We start from the raw sequence: 14,071 nt of genomic DNA on the forward strand, positions 1-14,071 counted from the left end.
CCGGCGGGCGGGGCAGCGCCATGTCCGGCCCCGTTTTGGAGGCAACCCGCCGGTAACACCGGGCGTCAGTATGATCACAGCATGACCGAGACGCCTGCCTCCAACTCCGTGACACTCCGTTTTTTGGCCGCTCCCACGGATGTGGGCCACAGCGGCTCCGTGGACGCCGGAACCGTCCTGGAGTGGGTGGACAAGGCCGCGTATGCCGCTGCGGTGGGGTGGGCGAAGTCTTACTGCGTCACCGCCTACGTGGGAAACATTCACTTCGCCGATCCCGTCAACAGCGGCGACATGGTGGAGGTCGAGGCCACCATCGTCTACACCGGACGGTCCTCGATGCACATCCGGACCGTGGTTTCCTCCGGGGATCCCAAGGGCGGTCCGGCCACCATGCGAAGCCAGTGCATGGTGATTTTCGTAGCTGTGGGCGAGGAGGGAAAACCGATCCCGGTCCAGCAGTTCGAACCCGTCACCGCCGAAGAGATTGAACAGCGGGACCACGCGCTGGCACGGATCAAGGTACGCGAACAGATCGTCGAAGCCATGAACCGGCAGGAATATACGGACGCGGGTACGGCCGAACGGGTTACCCTGCGGTTCATGGCCGCACCCACCGACGTGAACTGGGGCGGCAAGGTCCACGGCGGGATCGTCATGAAGTGGATCGACGAGGCCGCCTACGTGTGCGCCTCCCGGTACTGCGGCATGGACACCGTGGCTGTCTTCTCCGGCGGGGTCCGGTTCTACCGTCCCCTGTTGATTGGCCACGTGGTGGAGGTGGAGGCGCGGCTGGTGTACACCGGCACCAAAGGCATGCACATTGCCGTACATGTCCGCTCAGGCGACCCCAAGAGCCGCGAAATGAACCTCACCACCTATTGCCTGACAGTGATGGTGGCGCGCGACGCGGACGGTAACTCCGTCCCCGTACCCTCGTGGGTGCCGGTCAGCGAAGAGGACAAGAGACTGCACGCCCATGCCCGCGAACTGCTGGAAATCAGGGGCACGGCCCCGGGAAACCGGCTGCCCAACCACCTGCTGGCCCGGGGCTAAGCCCGGGGCACCCACGGCGGCGCTCCTAGAAGCCGCCGCCGCCGGCGTCGGCTGCCATGTTGGCGAACCGTGAGTAGTGGCCCTGGAAGGCAACCACGATGTCCTTGGTGGGGCCGTTGCGGTGCTTGGCCACCAGGATGTCAGCCTCCCCTGCGCGGGGGGACTCCTTGTCGTAGACGTCCTCACGGTGCAGCAGGATCACCATGTCGGCGTCCTGCTCGATGGAGCCCGATTCGCGGAGGTCGGAGACCATGGGCCGCTTATCCTGGCGCTGCTCAGAGCCACGGTTGAGCTGGGACAGAGCGATCACGGGGACCTGGAGCTCCTTGGCCAGGAGCTTCAGCGCACGTGAAAACTCGGAGACCTCCTGCTGGCGGGACTCGACCTTTTTACCGGAGCTCATGAGCTGCAGGTAGTCGAGGATCACGAGTTTGAGATCGTGCTGCTGCTTCAGGCGCCGGCACTTTGCCCGGATCTCCATCAGCGACATGTTGGGGCTGTCATCGATAAAGAGCGGGGCATCATTCATCCGGCCCATGGTGGTGGCGATCTTGGACCATTGCTCGTCCTTGATGGTGCCCTTGCGGAGGTCCTGCAGCCCGATGGTGGCCTCGGCGGACAGGAGGCGCATGGCAATTTCGTTCCGGCCCATTTCGAGCGAGAACATCACTGTGGCCAGGTTGTTCTTGATGGCTGCCGAGCGGGCGAAGTCCAGCGCGAAGGTGGACTTACCCACAGCCGGGCGGGCTGCGATCACAATCATCTGGCCGGGGTGCAGGCCGTGGGTGAGCTCATCCAGTTCGTAGAACCCCGTGGGCACACCGGTCATGCCCTCACCGCGGTGGCCGGAGGCTTCGATCTCATCCACCGTGGACTCCATGACGTCCTTCAGGACGACGTAGTCCTCGGCAGTGCGGCGCTCTGCCACCGCGTACACCTCGGCCTGGGCCTGGTTCACCAGGTCCTCCACCTCGCCGTCGGAGCCATAGCCCAGCTGGACGATCTTTGTGCCCGCGTTCACGAGGCGCCGGAGCACGGCCCGTTCGGCAACGATCTCTGCGTAGTAGCCGGCGTTGGCGGCGGTGGGAACGGTCTGGATAAGCTCGTGCAGGTAGGCAGGGCCGCCGATCCTGTTGATCTCAGCTCGCTTGGTGAGCTCATCGGAGACAGTCACGGCGTCGGCGGGCTCACCGCGGCCATAGAGGTCGATAATGGCTTCGTAAATGGTTTCGTGCGCCGGGCGGTAGAAGTCCTGGCCGCGGAGGATTTCCACGACATCGGCGATGGCATCCTTGGACAGCATCATGCCGCCCAGCACGGACTGCTCGGCAGGGATGTCCTGCGGCGGCTTGCGGCTGGCTTCAGATCCGCGGGTTGTCTCTACCGGATCCAGATGCGCGATTGACAAAGCTGCCGTCCTCCATGTGAGCCGGGGCCTTGGTGGCACCGGTGGTTAACCGTCCTGCTAGGGCGTTGCCCGAAAGCCGGGCTCCGCTACCTGTCCAGGTGTACCAGCGGGGTGTGACAATCGCTGGGGATCCAGCCCTGCAGCCGGGAATTTTGAGAGTTATCCCCATATCCACAGGTTTTCCACAATGGGCCTCTTCTTAAGGCTCCGGATGCCCTGCGGCTGCTCTTCCCGGCATCCGTCCGGAACCACAGGAGCCCTGAAAAACAGGTACCCCGCTACGCTAGTCCCCCGCGCCCCAGCGGCAAAGTCAACAGGCACCAGGCCCTGTGGAAAACCTGTGCACTAAAGGGCATAGCTTGTGCACAGCCTGTGGGAAAGGCTGTGGAAAGCAAAAAACTTTACGCGCCTTAAGCGCGCTGACCAGCAGAAACGTCGCCGCCAGCATGTGGAGTAAAGATTTCTTCCGGATAATTTCATCCACAGCCCATGGCAGCACCGGTGGAGTAAAACCGCCCCCTCCGTGGCAGTGATGCAGTTCATCCCGCGACCGCTGCGGACCGTTGCTATCCGGGTCCCGGGGTCAACGCCCCAGCGGACCGTTGAGTATGCGCATAGATGAATGTTGCTGTGGATAAACCGGATCTGGCATAAGCTCTATACATGGGCGAACTAGTGCTGGTACTGCTGCCGGCGATTGTGTTGGTGGCGCTCATCTGGGGCCTGGCCACGGCCCTCAGTCCGCGGGATACGGGCTTGTCCGATGCCGAGAAATACCAGCGTGACCTGGCGGAACGTTCAGCGCAGCACTACGCGGCCCAGGTCCAGGCTGCCACGGCCGCCCGCGCACGCCTGGAGTCCACCACGAGGCCAAGCCAAAACACCCAGGCGATGCATTCAGACCTGGCCCCAGCCAGGAAGTACACAGAACGGCGCTAGAAAATGGAATCGCTTGTGGTCCCTGTCCTCATCCTCCTGGCCGTGGCTGCCGGAGTCACGTTGGCGGCCCGCGCCATCAGCAGGCGGAAGGCCTCCGCGGGCGCCGAGCCGCAGGCGCCCGCAGCCACCTCCGCCGACCTCGCCCGCACGGCGGCCGCCAAACTTTCCGAGGACGAACACCGGCGGCTCTATGCCCTGATCGCACAGGGCCAGGCCATGGCAGCCATCAAGCTGTACTACGAAGCCACAGGCGACGGACTGCGCGCCTCACGAGACGCCGTAGGAGCGCTGGCGGCACACCCGCAGCCTTACCGGGGCCCGGAGGCGGCTACCCCGGAACCGGACGATGAGGATGATGAGCCCCAAAGGTTCCCCTACCGCTACCGGGCGATCGCCAGCAAGGGCGACGTGACCCGCGAGGTCAGCAGCAACATGCTCAACGACGAGATCTATGGCCGGATACGCACCCTGGCCCGCAACGGCGACACGGAGGCTGCTGCCTCGGCGCTCACGCGGCACTCAGATATCTCCATGAAGCAGGCCCGGGAGTTCATCGAACTGCTGGACGACTAGGCCTGGCCGGTCGCCTCGCCGCCCTGGGGCGGCCCGATCATCCCCGTCATGTTGGACTACCTGACCGGTCCTGTAGGACTACCCCAGCGCCAGGACGAGTTTGGGTGCGGCAGCACTGCCGGCCTCCCTGGAGTTGAGGTCAAGGCCGTCGCTGCTGCTGGAGTCCAGGCCCAGGGAGAGCTGTTGGCCGAGCTCACCGGACAAGCCGCTCACCGTGAGCGGAACGCTGTAGTTGGTGTTGGTCGTCGTCGGACCGAATGTGCCGAGGCCGGCGCCGAGAGCGGGCCGATTGGTGTAGGTGATTCCGCCCTCGGACCAACTGTCATCAGCAACCAGCTTGACGTTCTGCGTACCCCTCGACCCGCTCCCGGCGCTGCGCAGCTGCAGGTTGGCACTCTCCAGTGTCCTGCCCGCATACGCCGAGAGATCGAACTTCAGGTACGTGACCTCCGCCGGGCTGTTGTCCACGGCCAGCACGGTACTTGTTCCATAGTTCGTCCCCGTCGCCGTGCTTGATACATAGCTGTCCGCGGTGGCCGTGAGCGTGACGCTTTCCGGTGTGCCGCCACCGCCAGCCGAAGCCGTCGTGAACGTCCACGTCTTATCCGACGCCAGTGCGTTCCCGGCAGCATCCTTCACCCCGGCGGAACCGCCCTCGATCGTGGCCGTGAACGTGGTGCCGGCCGCCAGGTCCGCGTCAGGGCTCAACGTCGCAACGTTGCCAGCGCCGTTGAGGCTCACCGAGGCCGTCACCGCCCCCGTCCCGGACTCCAAAGTAAACGTGCCCGACCCAACGGTGGACGCATCCATCGCCTCGGAGAACGTGGCAGTCACGTCCGCCGACACCGCCACGCCGGTGGCACCATTATCCGGGGACGTGCCCGACACCACCGGAGCCGTCGTATCACCACCACCGCCACCATTCCCGCCGGACATGGTGAGGACGAGTTTGGGTGCGGCAGCACTGCCGGCCTCCCTGGAGTTGAGGTCAAGGCCGTCGCTGCTGCTGGAGTCCAGGCCCAGGGAGAGCTGTTGGCCGAGCTCACCGGACAAGCCGCTCACCGTGAGCGGAACGCTGTAGTTGGTGTTGGTCGTCGTCGGACCGAATGTGCCGAGGCCGGCGCCGAGAGCGGGCCGATTGGTGTAGGTGATTCCGCCCTCGGACCAACTGTCATCAGCAACCAGCTTGACGTTCTGCGTACCCCTCGACCCGCTCCCGGCGCTGCGCAGCTGCAGGTTGGCACTCTCCAGTGTCCTGCCCGCATACGCCGAGAGATCGAACTTCAGGTACGTGACCTCCGCCGGGCTGTTGTCCACGGCCAGCACGGTACTTGTTCCATAGTTCGTCCCCGTCGCCGTGCTTGATACATAGCTGTCCGCGGTGGCCGTGAGCGTGACGCTTTCCGGTGTGCCGCCACCGCCAGCCGAAGCCGTCGTGAACGTCCACGTCTTATCCGACGCCAGTGCGTTCCCGGCAGCATCCTTCACCCCGGCGGAACCGCCCTCGATCGTGGCCGTGAACGTGGTGCCGGCCGCCAGGTCCGCGTCAGGGCTCAACGTCGCAACGTTGCCAGCGCCGTTGAGGCTCACCGAGGCCGTCACCGCCCCCGTCCCGGACTCCAAAGTAAACGTGCCCGACCCAACGGTGGACGCATCCATCGCCTCGGAGAACGTGGCAGTCACGTCCGCCGACACCGCCACGCCGGTGGCACCATTATCCGGGGACGTGCCCGACACCACCGGAGCCGTCGTATCACCACCACCGCCACCACTGCTGGGATCGTAAAAGTGCCAGTACCGGCTGGTGGCGTTCACATCCGCGAGCAGCAACAGACCACTGCTGGCTGTGCCCCGCGCCGCGCTGTTGAGGTTCTGCTTCGTCGACGTCACATTGTGGACGTACTGGTCGGCGTCGACGATCCGGGCGGTCTTAGCGCTGCTGAAGCTGATGTTGTCCAGCGGCGTGGACTTCTCGTAGATCGCACCGCCCGAGCTGGTGCAGGTGCCGGCGTTCGTGGTGCCGCTCGGCTTCGGATAGGTGGCAAAGGTCCGGAGCCTTCGAGTGCTCTCGTCGATCAGGACGATCACCCGGTTCGGGCACTCCGACACAGTCGCGATCGTGTGCGCCGACCATGTGGTTCCGTTCAACGCCAACAGCTGGATCAGCGGCTGGGCCGCCGAGGTGAACGACGTCTTGATGGCGGCGAAAACCTGGCCACCCGAGGAGTCAAGCCACTTCAGGTTCATATGGTCATCACCGCTGCGCTCCCCGGAGACAGCAGCAACAGGCGTGGTCCAATCGGTATTCGAGGCTCCGTCGACGTGATAGCTCCAGTACATGCCGTCGGAGGAATCATCGAGCTGCCGGCTCCACATCACACCTATCTTGCCCGGCCCGAACGCGATCACCGCTGACGAGTCGTCAACAGACACGTTGCTCAACGATGCAGGATGCGGGAACGGTGTCCCCCACGTCCTGCCATCCGTGCCCGTGACGTTCAGGTAGATGCGGTTTCCCTGCTGCCAGGTGGCCCACACGCGGCCTGTCGAGTCCTTGTCAATGGACAGTGTCTCAACGCGGTAGTTGTTGATGTTTGAAGCGCTCTGCAGCGAGTACGTCTTCGTACCAGGATCGTAGCTGAACCGCCGCATCGTCGACGGGAAGTTGGGCTCAGCCGGCAGACCGTCATTGACGAACCGGTAGCTCGCCACATGCAGCGTTGCCCCGTCCCAGAGGACGTCGTGGTGGGTGTTCGAGCGGGTGTCCGTCGCCACGCCGGTGTCTACCCACGCGCTCGTGGCGGTATTGAACCGGAAGATATGGAAATCCGAACTGGCGGTGTCCCACAGGTTCCCCCACCAGAGCCCGTCGTTGAACCACAACGCACTCGTCGCCCGCTTGGTACCAGTCGGCGTTCCCGTCCCCGAGTGCGACGGGCCCTCGACCCCGACGTCACCCTCGGCAGCGGACGCCCCACCCGGCACCACCACCACACCCAAGGCAAGCACTAGGGCTGCCAGCAGGGCGGTGAGCCATGGGATCCCCAGCCGGCGTGAACGGGCACCGTCCAGGCAACCACCTCCCCGGCTTTCAGCATGAATACGCCGACCTGTAGCATGTCCGCCCATGTGCGCTCCCCGGAGTTGAACGTCGGTCCCCACGCTCGATCAGTGTCAACCGCGAAGCCCTTAATTGCAACCCCTAATTCGAACGGGACACTACCTCATGTGTGGCGCCGGCCGGCCGTCACCCGTTGCCGGAGATGCCGGCCAGAAGCTGCTCGAAGGGGAGGGACTCCATTGGAGCGGGCTTCCGGCCGGGCTGGGCCCCTTCAAGGAGCCGCGTGAACTCCCCTGCGGCCCGGTCGATGCGGTCCGAAAGTGAGGAGCCGCCGTCGTCCATGGTGCCCCAGTCCTGCGGACCCGCAAAGACGCCCGTGGCTACAATCCTGGTCCGCAGGTAGCTGAACAGCGGGCGCAGGGCGTAGTCCAGGACCATCTGGTGGCGGTCCGTGCCGCCGGTAGCGCCCAGCAGGACGGCCTTGCCGTCGAGCGACTTGGGATCAAGGACGTCGATGAAGGATTTGAACAGACCGCTGTAGGACGCACTGAACACCGGCGTCACGGCGATGATTCCGTCCGAAGCTTCCACGCCGGCTATCACCTCGGCCAGCCGGGGCGCGGCGTAGCCTGTGACGAAGTTGTTGGCGATGTCCACCGCCAGGTCGCGGAGTTCCACGACGTCCACCTGCACGCCGAGGCCGGCGCCGTCCAGGTGCCGCTCGGCTGCGGCTGACAACTGGTCGGCCAGCAGCCTGCTCGACGACGGTACGCCGAGTCCGGCGGAAAGGACTGTGATGCGGCGGGTCTCCATGGCATTCTCCTGTTGCTCTATCATTCCAGCATATATGCACATGCATCTATACGGTGAACGGTGGGAGCTTACGGAGTATTCCCGCTAGAGAAGCACTGATCCCCGGATGCAGGTGGTGGAGTGTCCGCCCACCCAAATGTCGCTGCCGTCGGCTTTGACGTGGACGCGGCCTGCGCGGCCCAGTGCCGTCCCTTGGGCCGCCACGTACTCCTGCGGAGCCCTGTTGCTGCCGATCAGCCATTGCGCTGCACCCGCATTAAAGCTGCCCGTGACGGGATCCTCCACCATGGCGTCGCCCGGGATGAACGTGCGGACCTCGAAGTCTGCGCCGCCATCCCCCGGCCCCGGCCCGATAATCCCGATTTTCAGGCCGCCCAGGGCCGCGACGTCAGGATTCACAGCCCTGACCTGCTCCGCGGAACCCAGCAGCACACCGATCCATTCGGGACCATTCACCAGCCATGACGCATCCACCACATCGGTTTCAGCCAGGCGGAGCCCCGCAGCGATCCGGCGACGGATAGCCCCGTCCACTGGACCACAACGGGTCAAAGGGGGAGCTGCGAAGGCGAGCATCCCGCCGTCGCGCTTAACGCGAACCAGGCCCGCGCCGCATTCCTGGACAACGAAGCCGTCCGTTTGCGGAATTCCGCCGCGCTCAAGCCACGTGTGGGCAGACCCCAAGGTGGGGTGCCCGGCGAAGGGGAATTCCTCACTGCCGGTAAAGATGCGGACCCGGTAATCTGCACGCGGATCGGTTGGGGGCAGCAGGAACGTGGTCTCCGACAGGTTGGTCCAGTTGGCGAACTGCTGCATCCGCTCCGGCGTCAGACCCTCGGCATCAACGACGACGGCGAGCGGGTTTCCGCGGTAGGGCTCGCGGGCGAAGACATCGACCTGGTGGAACGGGCGGCTGCGGGCTGGAAGTTCGGTGCTGTTCACCGTACGAAGCTATCAAGCAAAAGACCCCCGCTGCCGGAATCCGGCAGCGGGGGTCTTTCCAGCAGTCAGGGACTACTTGCCAGCCACAACATCGAGTTCGATGACAGCGGCAACGTCCTCGTGCAGACGGACGTTGGCCTGGTAGGAACCTACCGACTTGATGTGCACGGGCAGTTCAACCTTGCGCTTGTCGATGCTGCCAAGGCCGGCGGCCTCGACGGCGTCAGCGACGTCGCCCTGCTTGACGGTGCCGAACAGGCGTCCGGTTTCGCCAGCCTTGACGACGAGCTTGACCGGCTTGGAGGACAGTGCAGCGGCCTGCTTCTGAGCATCTTCCAGGGAAGCGTGCTCGCGGGCAGCGCGGGCAGCCTTGATGGACTCAACCTGCTTTTCGCCACCCTTCGACCAGGTCAGGGCGAAGTTGCGGGGCAGGAGGTAGTTACGTGCGTAACCGTCCTTGACCTCGACAACGTCGCCAGCAGCACCGAGACCGGTTACTTCGTGGGTCAGAATGAGCTTTGCCATGTTAGTTAATCCCTTCCTTAGCCGCGGCCAGCGCCGGAGTAAGGCAGCAGAGCAACTTCGCGGGCGTTCTTGATTGCCTGGGCGATCTTGCGCTGTTCCTGCACCGTGACGCCAGTGACGCGACGGGCGCGGATCTTTCCGCGGTCGGAGATGAACTTGCGCAGCAATGCTACGTCCTTGTAGTCGATGACAGTGATGTCAGCGGCCTTCAAGGGGTTGGACTTTGGTTTGGGCTTACGGAGTTCAGCCTTAGCCATCGTGGAGCTCCTATTCTAGGGAGCCCGTGGATGTTGATCCACGGGATGGTGGTGGTCCGACGGCGGCAGTCACCTGGGTGCCCGGAGGCACTTTCGGCTGTCCCGGCGTCGGGCCTGAATGGGTGTTTAGAAGGGAGGTTCGGAATCGGGGCCGTTGCCCCAGCCGCCTGCGTTGGAGACGCCGGGCGTTGCCCAGGGGTCGTCCTGCGCAGCCTGCTGGTTGCCACCGCCCCAGCCTCCACCGGAGTTGCCGCCCTGGTTTCCACCAGAGTTGCCGCCTCCGAAGCCGCCGCCGCTGTTGCCGCCGCCGAAGCCACCCTGGGCGCCGCCTCCGGCACCCCCAGCGCCGGAGCGTTGGGTGCGGTTGACCTTGGCATTGGCGTAGCGCAGGCTGGGGCCGATTTCATCGACCTCAAGCTCAATAACGGTGCGCTTTTCGCCTTCTTTGGTTTCGTAGGAACGGCTCTTCAAGCGGCCGGTCACGATCACGCGCATTCCCTTGGTAAGGGACTCGGCGACGTTCTCGGCTGCTTCACGCCAGACAGCGGCGCGGAGGAACAGGGTTTCCCCGTCCTTCCACTCGTTGGACTGGCGATCAAAGGTACGCGGGGTGGAAGCGATGGTGAAGTTCGCTACTGCTGAACCGGACGGTGTGAACCGCAATTCCGGATCATTGGTGAGATTACCGATGACCGTAATGGTGGTCTCGCCTGCCATCTACTGCCTCCTTGTTGTCCTGGGTGAAGGGTGCGTTCCTGCGTTAAAGATTGAAGAGTCGGTGCAGAAATTACTCAGCAACAACCTTCTGCTCTTCGGGGCGGGTGATCTTGGTGCGCATGATGGTCTCGTTAAGAGACAGCTGGCGGTCAAGTTCCTTGGCGGTGTCCGGCTTGGCGGTGAAGTTCACCACGGCGTAGATACCTTCAGACTTCTTCTTGATTTCGTAAGCCAGACGGCGACGGCCCCAGATGTCAACCTTTTCGATGGTTCCACCATCGTTGGTGATGACGTTCAGGAACTTCTGAAGCGACGGCTCAACGGTACGCTCTTCGACCTCGGGGTCGATGATTACCATCAATTCGTAAGGACGCATATGTGAACCCACCTCCTTTGGGCTAAGCGGTTACGGCATTTCCGTAACAGGAGGTTCATTTGCGATGCCATGCAGGGCCCCGCCGCCGGAACGGAGGCAGGACACAGCACAGACTTCAATATCTTAGTGCATCTGGACCGGATAGGCGATTCGCGCCTGACACAAGGCTATGACCGTGTTGGCAGGGGCTGCAGCACCAACGGCTCCTATGTGGAAAACGTGCAAGCGAACAAACGGGGAAATTACGACGCCGAAGCGGCCTCCACAGCCGACTCCCGGGTTGTGGGATCCTGCGGCTCCCCGCCCTTCGGGCCCGTACCGGACTTGCGGTAGCGCCACACGCCCACAGCCACCACAACAGCCGCCAGGGCCACGGACAGCAGCAGGGACTCCCTGGTGGACTCCAGGATGACCATGCCGATCAGCAGCGCCACGATGCTAGCGATGGAAAGCCATGTCAGGTAGGGGAAGAGCCACATCTTCAGCGCAAGATCCTTGCCTGCGGCACCCATGCGCTTGCGGAGGATCAGCTGGGAGGACGCGATGACAAGCCACACGAACAGGGCAATGGCACCGGAGGTGTTGACCAGGAAGAGGAAAACCGTGTCGGGTGCGATGTAGTTGAGGCCCACTGTCACAAAGCCCACCACGGTGGAGGCGAGCACGGCAGCAGCGGGGACGCCCCGCCGGGAGATTCTGGTCCACGCGGCCGGGGCGTCTCCCCGCTTGGACAGCGAGAAGAGCATGCGGCTGGCGGTGTACAGGCCGGAGTTGAGGCAGGACAGCACGGACGTGAGGACCACGACGTCCATGATGGTGCCGGCGCCCGGGATTCCGAACAGTTCAATGACTGCAACGTAGGGGCTCTTGGCAACGCTGGCGTCATTCCAGGGCAGCAGGGTGACAACGATGGCGATCGACCCGATGTAGAAGACCAGGATCCGCCACACGGTGGACTTGACGGCCTTCTTGACGGCGTCCACGGGGTTCTCCGATTCGCCGGCGGCGATGGTGGCGATCTCCGCACCGAAGAAGGAGAAGACCACCACCAGGATCCCGGCAAGCACAGCTCCCGGCCCGTTCGGAAGGAATCCGCCGTTGCCGGTGAGGTTGCTGAGCCCCGGGGCGGCGACGCCGGGGACGAACCCGAGGATGGCGGCGGCGCCGAAGAGCAGGAAAAGTACGATCGCAGCGACCTTGATGGAAGCGAACCAGAACTCGAACTCACCGTAGGACTTCACGGACCCAAGGTTGGTCAGCGTCAGCAGGACCATCAGGATGAGCGCCCAGACCCACTGGTCGATCCCTGGAACCCAGCGGTGCATGATGGCCGCTCCGGCCGTCGCCTCGATGCCCAGCACGATGATCCAGAACCAGGCGTACAGCCAGCCGATGCTGAAGCCGGCCCAGCGGCCCAGCGCCTTGTCCGCGTAGGTGGAAAAGGAGCCCGTCTCCGGGTTGGCCGCCGCCATCTCACCGAGCATCCGCATCACCAGGATGACCACGACGCCGGCAGCCATGTAGGCGAGCAGGATCCCCGGTCCCGCCTGCTGGATGGCGGCGCCGGAGCCCACAAACAGGCCGGCGCCGATAACGCCGGCAATCGCGATCATGGACAGGTGCCGCGGCTTAAGCGACTTGGCTAACTGCTGGTCAGCGGGCATGGGAGTGCCGTCCTTCGGTGGTTATGCAGATGGGATCGGCAGGTAGTACTTGCCGGAAAGATTGAGGACCGCGCCCTCCAGTGGGGCCGGTCACACATTTCTCTCACTGTAAATTGCGCCGATAAGCGGATGCGCTGTGCATCGGCACAGCCTTGGGCTGCCGAATTTTGGCCCTGGCCCAACTGCAGGTACACCCACGAAACAAGTGGAGCCTGACAGGCAACAAGGAAACACGGAGGAAATAGTCCGCAGCCCCGTATCCCCTAGTGGTTTTACTCCCGGTTTCCCCCATTGCCCCCGGCAATTTCGGAGGTCTACATTGGCTTCCACCCGTACTCAAGCGAGGGACGCCAGAGCAGCGGTACGCCGTTAAGGACTACCTGCGCCACCAAGGACCTGAATATGCACACAGCAAAAGTTCGCCATCCCGTTCCGCAAGCCCTGGCCTTGGCCGTTGCGCTTGTCCTAGGCCTTCTGACGTCTGGCGGCCCAGCCCATGCGGCAGAGAATTACGGCTACCAGAGCATCAGTTACTCCGGCGTGGACAACCCCCCGACCGCTGATAAACCGCAGAGCAAACTGTGGTGGAATGACGGATCGTGGTGGGCGCAGATGTGGACCACCGGAACCGGCTGGCAGATCTATAGGCTGGACAGGGCCACGAGGACCTGGGTGAGCACGGGTGTTACGAATGACAGCCGCGGCACTGCGTCAGCGGACACGTTGTGGGATGGGAACAAACTCTACATCGCCTCCCATGTGGTGACGGTGTCCGGGGACTCCGGCGCAAAAGCTTCAGTCTCGGGGCAGCCCGCCAAGCTCTACAGGTACAGCTACAGTGCCGGCAAGTACACGCTCGACTCCGGCTTTCCTACAAACATCAACAACAACAGCAGCGAGTCCTTGACAATCGACAAGGACACCACCGGCGCCATCTGGGCGACGTGGACGCAGGTGGCAGGAAGCTCAAGCTCCGGCTACACCAGCAGCGTTTACGTGAACTCGTCCGCACCGGGCGGGACCAGTTGGGGGTCTCCGTTCGTGCTACCTGTTACGGATCCAAACCCCGCCCCCGATGACATCTCGGCAGTTGTTGCCTTCGGCAACAACAAGATCGGCGTGATGTGGAGCGACCAGCCTGCGGGAGCCGTTTATTGGGCCACCCGCACCGACGGGACGTCCCCAACAGCAGCATCGTCGTGGAAGGTGCAGCCCGCCGTCCAGGGCAAAGGCCAGGCCGACGATCACCTGAACCTTAAAGCCCTCTTGGCTGATTCGGCAGGACGGGTCTACGCAGCGACAAAGACCAGCCTTGACGGCACCTCATCGGATAAGACCTTGCCCCAGCTGCAGCTACTGGTCTTCAAACCCGGAACAGGTGCGTTCACAAAATCAACTATCGCAACCATTGCTGACTGTGTTTCCCGACCTCAAATCCTGTTGGATACGGCCAATAACCAGGTGAGGGCGTTCTATACAGCCCCGTCAACATCAGTATCCGGCTGCGCATATTCGGGAATGTCCGGCAGCATCTACGAGAAGACCGCCTCCATGGACAGTCCTGTCTTCGGCACCGGACGGGGAACACCGGTTATCCAGGACGGCGCGTCAGCAAACATGAACAATGTCACCACCACTAAACAGGGGGTGAACGCCACCACGGGTGTTGTGGTTATGGCCACCAACACGGCCACCTCGCGCTACTGGTACTCGGACCGGTCGCTTGGAACGGCTCCCCCTCCG

General features: G+C 63.6%; 13 protein-coding genes. 4 read left to right on the plus strand and 9 right to left on the minus strand.

Features of this window, described 5'->3' with window-relative positions:
• Positions 1–81 precede the first annotated feature (81 nt).
• Positions 82–1,053 (plus strand): acyl-CoA thioesterase, encoded by a 972-nt coding sequence (locus tag AC6CHP_RS19690; protein WP_188728377.1) that lies wholly within the window; start codon positions 82–84, stop codon positions 1,051–1,053.
• Between the two features lie 25 nt (positions 1,054–1,078).
• Here the strand turns inward: AC6CHP_RS19690 and dnaB are convergent, their stop codons facing one another.
• A complete protein-coding gene (dnaB, locus tag AC6CHP_RS19695; protein ID WP_066272593.1) occupies positions 1,079–2,461 on the minus strand; it encodes a replicative DNA helicase in 1,383 nt (460 codons plus the stop codon).
• A 663-nt stretch (positions 2,462–3,124) separates the two neighbouring features.
• Here dnaB and AC6CHP_RS19700 point away from each other — a divergent pair.
• Positions 3,125–3,400: a hypothetical protein gene (locus AC6CHP_RS19700; protein ID WP_104186784.1), complete on the plus strand. Its 276-nt coding sequence runs from the start codon at positions 3,125–3,127 to the stop codon at positions 3,398–3,400.
• Between the two features lie 3 nt (positions 3,401–3,403).
• Positions 3,404–3,973: a hypothetical protein gene (locus AC6CHP_RS19705; RefSeq protein ID WP_188728381.1), complete on the plus strand. Its 570-nt coding sequence runs from the start codon at positions 3,404–3,406 to the stop codon at positions 3,971–3,973.
• Positions 3,974–4,051: 78 nt separating this feature from the next.
• On the opposite strand, the gene AC6CHP_RS19710 is transcribed toward AC6CHP_RS19705, so the two are convergent.
• From AC6CHP_RS19710 to AC6CHP_RS19745, 8 genes are all read right to left on the minus strand, one after another.
• Entirely contained in the window at positions 4,052–6,982 is a 2,931-nt protein-coding gene (locus AC6CHP_RS19710; RefSeq protein WP_498231746.1) for a CBM96 family carbohydrate-binding protein, read from the minus strand.
• A 238-nt stretch (positions 6,983–7,220) separates the two neighbouring features.
• Positions 7,221–7,847: an FMN reductase gene (locus AC6CHP_RS19715; RefSeq protein WP_498231748.1), complete on the minus strand. Its 627-nt coding sequence runs from the start codon at positions 7,845–7,847 to the stop codon at positions 7,221–7,223.
• 84 nt (positions 7,848–7,931) lie between these two features.
• Positions 7,932–8,789, minus strand: coding sequence for a PhzF family phenazine biosynthesis protein (locus AC6CHP_RS19720; protein WP_498231750.1), 858 nt, complete (start codon positions 8,787–8,789; stop codon positions 7,932–7,934).
• Between the two features lie 72 nt (positions 8,790–8,861).
• The gene (rplI, locus tag AC6CHP_RS19725) at positions 8,862–9,314 is read right to left on the minus strand and encodes a 50S ribosomal protein L9 (RefSeq protein ID WP_104186774.1); all 453 of its coding nucleotides are present in this window, start codon (positions 9,312–9,314) and stop codon (positions 8,862–8,864) included.
• Between the two features lie 17 nt (positions 9,315–9,331).
• Complete coding sequence (rpsR, locus tag AC6CHP_RS19730; RefSeq protein ID WP_003800144.1) at positions 9,332–9,571, minus strand: 30S ribosomal protein S18; 240 nt, start codon at positions 9,569–9,571, stop codon at positions 9,332–9,334.
• A gap of 126 nt (positions 9,572–9,697) precedes the next feature.
• Positions 9,698–10,288: a single-stranded DNA-binding protein gene (locus AC6CHP_RS19735; RefSeq protein WP_188728389.1), complete on the minus strand. Its 591-nt coding sequence runs from the start codon at positions 10,286–10,288 to the stop codon at positions 9,698–9,700.
• A 70-nt stretch (positions 10,289–10,358) separates the two neighbouring features.
• Positions 10,359–10,664: a 30S ribosomal protein S6 gene (gene rpsF / locus AC6CHP_RS19740; RefSeq protein ID WP_011693941.1), complete on the minus strand. Its 306-nt coding sequence runs from the start codon at positions 10,662–10,664 to the stop codon at positions 10,359–10,361.
• 242 nt (positions 10,665–10,906) lie between these two features.
• Entirely contained in the window at positions 10,907–12,328 is a 1,422-nt protein-coding gene (locus AC6CHP_RS19745; RefSeq protein ID WP_427116606.1) for an amino acid permease, read from the minus strand.
• A 540-nt stretch (positions 12,329–12,868) separates the two neighbouring features.
• On the opposite strand from AC6CHP_RS19745, the gene AC6CHP_RS19750 reads away from it, so the two are divergent.
• Positions 12,869–14,071, plus strand: a 1,203-nt coding sequence (locus AC6CHP_RS19750; protein ID WP_498231754.1) for a hypothetical protein, incomplete at its 3' end; no start/stop codon positions are given.

This window comes from Pseudarthrobacter sp. GQ63, from assembly GCF_059758765.1.

Excerpts from the sequence above, each read along its gene's own strand:
- AC6CHP_RS19690 (WP_188728377.1), top strand. The coding sequence starts at position 82 with ATGACCGAGACGCCTGCCTCCAACTCCGTGACACTCCGTTTTTTGGCC.
- AC6CHP_RS19700 (WP_104186784.1), top strand. The coding sequence starts at position 3,125 with ATGGGCGAACTAGTGCTGGTACTGCTGCCGGCGATTGTGTTGGTGGCG.
- AC6CHP_RS19705 (WP_188728381.1), top strand. The coding sequence starts at position 3,404 with ATGGAATCGCTTGTGGTCCCTGTCCTCATCCTCCTGGCCGTGGCTGCC.
- AC6CHP_RS19715 (WP_498231748.1), bottom strand. The coding sequence starts at position 7,847 with ATGGAGACCCGCCGCATCACAGTCCTTTCCGCCGGACTCGGCGTACCG.
- rplI (WP_104186774.1), bottom strand. The coding sequence starts at position 9,314 with ATGGCAAAGCTCATTCTGACCCACGAAGTAACCGGTCTCGGTGCTGCT.
- rpsR (WP_003800144.1), bottom strand. The coding sequence starts at position 9,571 with ATGGCTAAGGCTGAACTCCGTAAGCCCAAACCAAAGTCCAACCCCTTG.
- AC6CHP_RS19735 (WP_188728389.1), bottom strand. The coding sequence starts at position 10,288 with ATGGCAGGCGAGACCACCATTACGGTCATCGGTAATCTCACCAATGAT.
- rpsF (WP_011693941.1), bottom strand. The coding sequence starts at position 10,664 with ATGCGTCCTTACGAATTGATGGTAATCATCGACCCCGAGGTCGAAGAG.
- AC6CHP_RS19745 (WP_427116606.1), bottom strand. The coding sequence starts at position 12,328 with ATGCCCGCTGACCAGCAGTTAGCCAAGTCGCTTAAGCCGCGGCACCTG.